We start from the raw sequence: 302 nt of genomic DNA on the forward strand, positions 1-302 counted from the left end.
CAGTGACGGTGTGCACTACAACCGCGCTGTGCACGAGAGGTTCGCAGACCGGCAGAGCAAGGCCGTCTACAACCAGACCAACGTGGCATAGGGACGGCCGGCCACCCAGACCTCCACCTGGGCCGGCGCTTCCGCGGCCCTAGCCGTGGACGGCACCACCACCGGCCGGTTCTTCTCCGGCTCCGTCACCCACACCAACTCGGACGCCAACGCCTGGTGGCAGACCGACCTCGGTGGTGTCACCCCGATCAACAACATCAAGATCAACTCGCGCACCGATGGCTACCGCGACCGCAGCAACA

1 pseudogene is annotated in these 302 nt (G+C 65.9%); it reads left to right on the forward strand.

What is annotated here, in order from left to right:
* Positions 1–112: 112 nt before the first annotated feature.
* Positions 113–302: pseudogene (locus tag PUR56_RS43560) on the forward strand (galactose-binding domain-containing protein); the annotation flags it as partial.

This window comes from Streptomyces sp. BE303, from assembly GCF_036290945.1.
GTDB lineage: Bacteria > Actinomycetota > Actinomycetes > Streptomycetales > Streptomycetaceae > Kitasatospora.